At 63.2% G+C, this 4990-nt stretch carries 5 protein-coding genes and 1 pseudogene; 4 read left to right on the top strand and 2 right to left on the bottom strand.

Going from position 1 to position 4990, the window contains the following annotated elements; translation table 11 throughout:
• Together EN994_RS35670 and EN994_RS17570 are read left to right on the top strand one after the other, a co-directional pair.
• Positions 1-224, top strand: a 224-nt coding sequence (locus EN994_RS35670; RefSeq protein ID WP_206524579.1) for a hypothetical protein, incomplete at its 5' end; no start/stop codon positions are given.
• Entirely contained in the window at positions 221-739 is a 519-nt protein-coding gene (locus tag EN994_RS17570; protein WP_013529455.1) for a flavin reductase family protein, read from the top strand. The genes EN994_RS35670 and EN994_RS17570, both read left to right, overlap by 4 nt.
• Before the next feature lies 1 nt (position 740).
• On the opposite strand, the gene ubiG is transcribed toward EN994_RS17570, so the two are convergent.
• A complete protein-coding gene (ubiG, locus tag EN994_RS17565; RefSeq protein WP_023811162.1) occupies positions 741-1490 on the bottom strand; it encodes a bifunctional 2-polyprenyl-6-hydroxyphenol methylase/3-demethylubiquinol 3-O-methyltransferase UbiG in 750 nt (249 codons plus the stop codon).
• Between the two features lie 285 nt (positions 1491-1775).
• On the opposite strand from ubiG, the gene EN994_RS17560 reads away from it, so the two are divergent.
• Positions 1776-2345: a putative glycolipid-binding domain-containing protein gene (locus EN994_RS17560; protein WP_063170342.1), complete on the top strand. Its 570-nt coding sequence runs from the start codon at positions 1776-1778 to the stop codon at positions 2343-2345.
• An 11-nt stretch (positions 2346-2356) separates the two neighbouring features.
• Here EN994_RS17560 and EN994_RS17555 read toward each other — a convergent pair whose 3' ends face one another.
• Positions 2357-4213 carry a CHASE3 domain-containing protein gene (locus EN994_RS17555; RefSeq protein ID WP_063169070.1) on the bottom strand — a complete coding sequence of 619 codons (1857 nt, stop codon included), beginning with the start codon at positions 4211-4213 and terminating at the stop codon, positions 2357-2359.
• A gap of 258 nt (positions 4214-4471) precedes the next feature.
• Here EN994_RS17555 and EN994_RS17550 point away from each other — a divergent pair.
• Positions 4472-4990 (top strand): annotated as a pseudogene (locus EN994_RS17550) (aspartate kinase); the annotation flags it as partial.

The following is a 4990-nucleotide window of genomic DNA, read 5'->3' as shown; positions in this document are numbered from 1 at the left end:
CTGCTGACCTGGGCAGGCGCGCTCATCATCACTGCCGGCGTGTTCATCACCACCAGGGCACAAAGCCAGAAGGCGTGAGCGGTCGCAGGGGATCCGAACTGCCTTCGCGCCTGGAGCCGATCTCACCTGAATTTGTATCCAGATCTGCTTTATCTTCTTGTTTGAGCGTGGTCTTTTCCGAGGACCTTTCCCTTTTTGGAATCGTGCTCTGGAGCAAGCCATGACCGAACCGAAGACATCCGAGGGGACTGCCGTCGATGTAGCTGATTTTCGCGCCGCGATGCGGCTGATCGTCGGCAATGTCAGCGTCATCACCGCCGGCACCGGCGAGGATCGCTCCGGTCTGGTGGTCATTTCGGTCGTCTCGCTGTCGGCCGAGCCGCCCAAGGTGATCGCCTGTGTCAACCGGTCATCGTCGACCTGGCCGGTGATCGAACGCTACCGGCATTTCGGCGTCAACTCGCTTGGCCCCCAGCATCAGCGCGTGGCCGAGCGGTTCTCCGGCTTCGGCGGCATCAAGGGCAAGGACCGCTATGAGGGCGCCGAATGGGTGACGCTCAAGACCGGAGCTTTGCTGCTTTCGGATGCGGTGGCCGCATTCGACTGCAGCCTCGATGAAATGATCGATCGCGGCACGCATTCCATCGTCATCGGTTCGGTCGAGGCCGTGCGCACGTCCGATGCCGGCCAGGCGCTGATCTACTGGCGCGGCGGCTACAGGCCGCTGAATTCTGAATAGATCAGACCGAGCCTTTTTCCGCCAGGACCATGTAGTTGACGTCCATGTCCTTCGACCGCGCCCAGCGGTCGGCCAGCGGATTGTAGGTGACGCCGGTGCGGTCGATGATGGTCAGGCCGGCGCCGCCAAGCGCCTTTTCGAGCTCTTCCGGGCGCACCAGCTTGCCGAACTGGTGGGTGCCGCGCGGCAGCCAGCGCAGCACATATTCGGCGCCGATGATGGCTAAGCCCAGCGCCTTCAGCGTGCGGTTGATGGTGGCCACGAACATGATGCCGCCGGGCCGCACCATCTCGCCGCATTTGGCGACGAACAGGTCGATGTCGGCGACATGCTCGACCACTTCCATGTTGAGGATGACGTCGAATTTCTCGCCGGCGTCGGCAAGGTCCTCGGCCGTCGTGGCGCGATAGTCGACGCTGACATTGCCTTCGGCGGCGTGCAGCTTGGCCACTTCGATGTTGGTTTCGGAGGCATCCGCGCCCACAACCTCGGCGCCAAGCCGCGCCATCGGCTCGCACAAAAGTCCGCCGCCGCAACCGATGTCGAGGATGCGCAGTCCCTCGAAAGGCCTTGCAGCGCGTGGGTCACGGCCGAAGCGCGTCGCTATCTGGTCGCGGATATAGGCCAGCCGGACCGGATTGAATTTGTGCAGGGGACGGAACTTGCCGTTCGGGTTCCACCATTCGGCGGCAAGGGCGGAAAAGCGTTCCACTTCTCCGGCATCGATCGTCGATCGTCGGGGCTCTGGCATAGTTGGTCTCCTCGACACTACAGCGCCGCGCGTCCTCTTGGACGCGCAAAGGACGCTGTAGCACTTTAGATTCTGCGCATGATCCTTTCCGAAATCGACTTCGATTTCGGGGTCATGCGCTAGGAAGTCGGGCGTGAAGCCGCGAATGTCAAGGCAACAATTTTCCTCTGCCGGCAGGGAGCCGGATTCTGTCAGGGCATGTCAGCTGGAGTGCGCTGCGGTGAAACACAATTGGCCTGGCGGGCGAAGGAACACATCATCGTTTTGAACTCGAAGGAGGTGACGATGACAGCAATGACGGCTTCGATCCTCTGGCATCGGCTGGACGTGGAGGGGCATGATGCCTGTCTGCTTGCGCAGACCGATGGCGGGCACAGCCTCAAGGGACAAGCCATCTTCATCCAGGACGGCAAGCCGTGCTGCCTCGCCTACGGGGTGAATTGCGATGCCGGCTGGCACACGCGGGCGGCGCTTGTCGAAGGCTTTCTCGGCACGCGCCAGCTGCACTATGCGATCGAACGCGATTTCAACGGCCAGTGGACGCTGAACGGCGAAGTCCAGCAGGGTGTCGACGGTCTTGTCGACGTCGATCTTGGCTTCACACCGGCATCGAACCTGCTGGCGATCCGCCGGTATGGCCTCGGGATCGGCGAAGCGTCGCCTGCCCCGGCCGCCTACCTGACTTTCCCTGAACTGAGCCTGGTGCGCCTCGATCAGACCTATCGGCGTCTCGACACGGTTCGCTATGCCTATGCCGCGCCGGTGTTCGGCTATGACGAGACCCTCAACGTCTCGCCGCACGGCTTCGTTGTCGACTATCCCGGCCTTTGGAGACGCGCGGCTGCGTCAGGCTGAAGCGATTGTGATCAGTCCGCTGCGACCTGCGTCGTGCCAAGCACGTCACGCAGTTTCGCTGCCAGTTGCTCGATGGTGAAGGGCTTGGCGAGGAAATGCACGTCGTGGTCGAGCACGCCGTTGTGGACCACGGCGTTCCTGGTGAAGCCGGTGGTGAAGATCACCTTCAGCAGCGGCATGCGGGCAACGGCCTCTTCCGCCAGCTTGCGGCCGTTCATGACGGGCATGACGATGTCGGTGAACAGCAGGGCGACCTTCGGGTTTTCCGCCAGTTTCTGCAACGCTTCCTCGCCACTCGCGGCATCAATGACGGTGTATCCGAGTTCGCGTATGGCCTCGGTGGTGGAGACCCGCACGCGGGCATCATCCTCGACGACAAGGATCGTTTCGGCGACCGGTGCGGCGGAGTTGTCGCCGCGCCCGGTGGGCACGGCCGGCTCTTCGGCGCCGAAATACCGCGGCAAGTAGATCTTGATTGTCGTGCCTTCGCCGGGCTCGGAATAGATGTTGACGTGGCCGCCCGACTGTTTGACGAAGCCGAACACCTGGCTCAATCCAAGGCCGGTGCCCTTGTTGACCGGCTTGGTGGTGAAGAAGGGTTCGAAGGCCTTGGCCATGACATCGGGGGTCATGCCCGAACCGGTATCGCTGACGGCGATCATCACATACTGGCCGGCCGCGACTTCTGCATGGGCGGCGGCGTAGCTGTCGTCGAGATGGCTGTTGGCGGTCTCGATGGTCAGCTTGCCGTCATCGCCCATGGCGTCGCGGGCGTTGACGGCCAGGTTGAGAACGGCGTTCTCGATCTGGCTCGGGTCGGCATGGGTTTTCCACAAGCCTCCCGCCAGCACCGTTTCGATGCGGATGGTTTCGCCGAGTGCCCTACGGATCAGGTCGGACATCCCGGTCAGCAGGCGGTTGGCGTCGACGATCTGCGGCGCCAGCGGCTGCTGACGCGAGAAGGCGAGCAGCCGGGCCGTCAGATTGGCGGCACGGGTCGCGGCATCGATCGCCGCGTCGATGAATTGTGCGATGTCGTGCTCGCCGCGCGCCAGCTTGCGCTGGGCGAGGTTCATGGCGCTGATGATCACCGCCAGCATGTTGTTGAAGTCGTGGGCGATGCCGCCTGTAAGCTGGCCGACCGCCTCCATCTTGTGCATCTGGCGGATCTGGGATTCTGCCTTTTCACGTGTCTCGATCTCTCTGCCGAGCGCGACGTTCTTGCGCACCAACTCCTCCTGGGCGACCGCCACCTCAAGGAAGCGGCGGCGCGATTCCCTGATCGCGTAGCCGGCAAGCAGGAAGATCGCCAGCAGTGCCGCCACCGAACCGATGCGTAGCCAGGTCTCGACCTGGTCGGTATGCGCGTCGCGCGCGGCGACGGCTGCGGCGCTGATGCGTCGGACCGTATCCATGCTGGTTCGGATTTCGTCCATGACTGCCTTGCCCTGGCCGCTGCGAATCAGATCCAGCGCTTTCGTCGCATTGCCCTGGTCGTACAGGGCAATCGTCTCGGCCAGTTCAGCCTGCTTTTGCGAAAGCGCGTCCTTGATGTGGTTGATCGGCTGGACGAACTGGTCGTCGGGGGCGGTCAAGCTGTCGATACGGGCAAGTTGCCCCGGAATGGCGCCGACAGCGCTCCGATAGGGTTCGAGATAGGATTTCTCGCCGGTCAGCAGGTAGCCACGCTGGCCGTTCTCGGCTTCCTGTGCCAGAGAAAGCAGACCCGAAAGCAATTGCTGATATTCGATTGCCTCGCGCGCGGCGGCGCGGTTGGCCCGCTGTTCCTCGACCAGCATGGCACGGCTGCCGACAATAAGCGCCAGCACCGCAAAGCCTGCGACAAGCGGGAGCGATTGCCATCGCATGGCACGTCGAAACCGAGCAATCATCATCTGCTATGCCGAACCAAAAGAATTCCCCGCAGGCAGCATTTCGTAGGCGGCGCCGGGGCGGAAGGCAATATGCCGGCTTCTGGAGCCGGCAATTGGCCGCCAGCCTTGCGAAACCTTCGTCATTTGGCTAAGGAGGCCGCGCATTCAGCGGCCGGCGTCAGCCGGCCTTCCGCTTTTCGGGATTCCGGCTTTTGGCTGGGATCCGGCTTCAGGCAAAGGCATTTCGCTCCCATGGCGCGCATCGTGATGAAATTCGGCGGAACCTCCGTCGCCGACATCGCCCGCATCCGCAACGTGGCGCGTCACGTCAAACGCGAGGTCGACGCCGGCCATGAGGTGGCGGTGGTCGTTTCGGCGATGGCCGGGAAGACCAACGAACTGGTCGGCTGGACGCGTGAGGCCTCGCCGATGCATGACGCACGCGAATATGATGCGGTCGTCGCTTCCGGCGAGCAGGTCACGGCCGGCCTGCTGGCCATCACTTTGCAGAACATGGGCGTGCACGCCCGCTCCTGGCAGGGCTGGCAGATCCCGATCAAGACCGATAATGCGCATGGGGCGGCGCGCATCCTCGACATTGACGGTGCGTTCCTGATCAAGCGCTTCGGCGAGGGCCAGGTGGCGGTGATTGCCGGGTTCCAGGGCATCGGCCCGGACAATCGTATTGCCACGCTCGGCCGCGGCGGCTCCGACACCAGTGCTGTCGCCATCGCCGCGGCGGTCAAAGCCGATCGCTGTGACATCTACACC

The organism is Mesorhizobium sp. M7A.F.Ca.CA.002.09.1.1 (assembly GCF_003998555.1).
Taxonomy (GTDB): domain Bacteria; phylum Pseudomonadota; class Alphaproteobacteria; order Rhizobiales; family Rhizobiaceae; genus Mesorhizobium; species Mesorhizobium ciceri.
The sequence above is the reverse complement of the archived record's forward strand: the minus strand, read 5'-3'. Positions and strand labels throughout refer to the sequence as shown.

Bases quoted from the DNA above. Each gene is read 5' to 3' on its own strand.
- EN994_RS17560 (WP_063170342.1), top strand. From the start codon at position 1,776: ATGACAGCAATGACGGCTTCGATCCTCTGGCATCGGCTGGACGTGGAG.
- ubiG (WP_023811162.1), bottom strand. From the start codon at position 1,490: ATGCCAGAGCCCCGACGATCGACGATCGATGCCGGAGAAGTGGAACGC.
- EN994_RS17555 (WP_063169070.1), bottom strand. From the start codon at position 4,213: ATGCGATGGCAATCGCTCCCGCTTGTCGCAGGCTTTGCGGTGCTGGCG.
- EN994_RS17570 (WP_013529455.1), top strand. From the start codon at position 221: ATGACCGAACCGAAGACATCCGAGGGGACTGCCGTCGATGTAGCTGAT.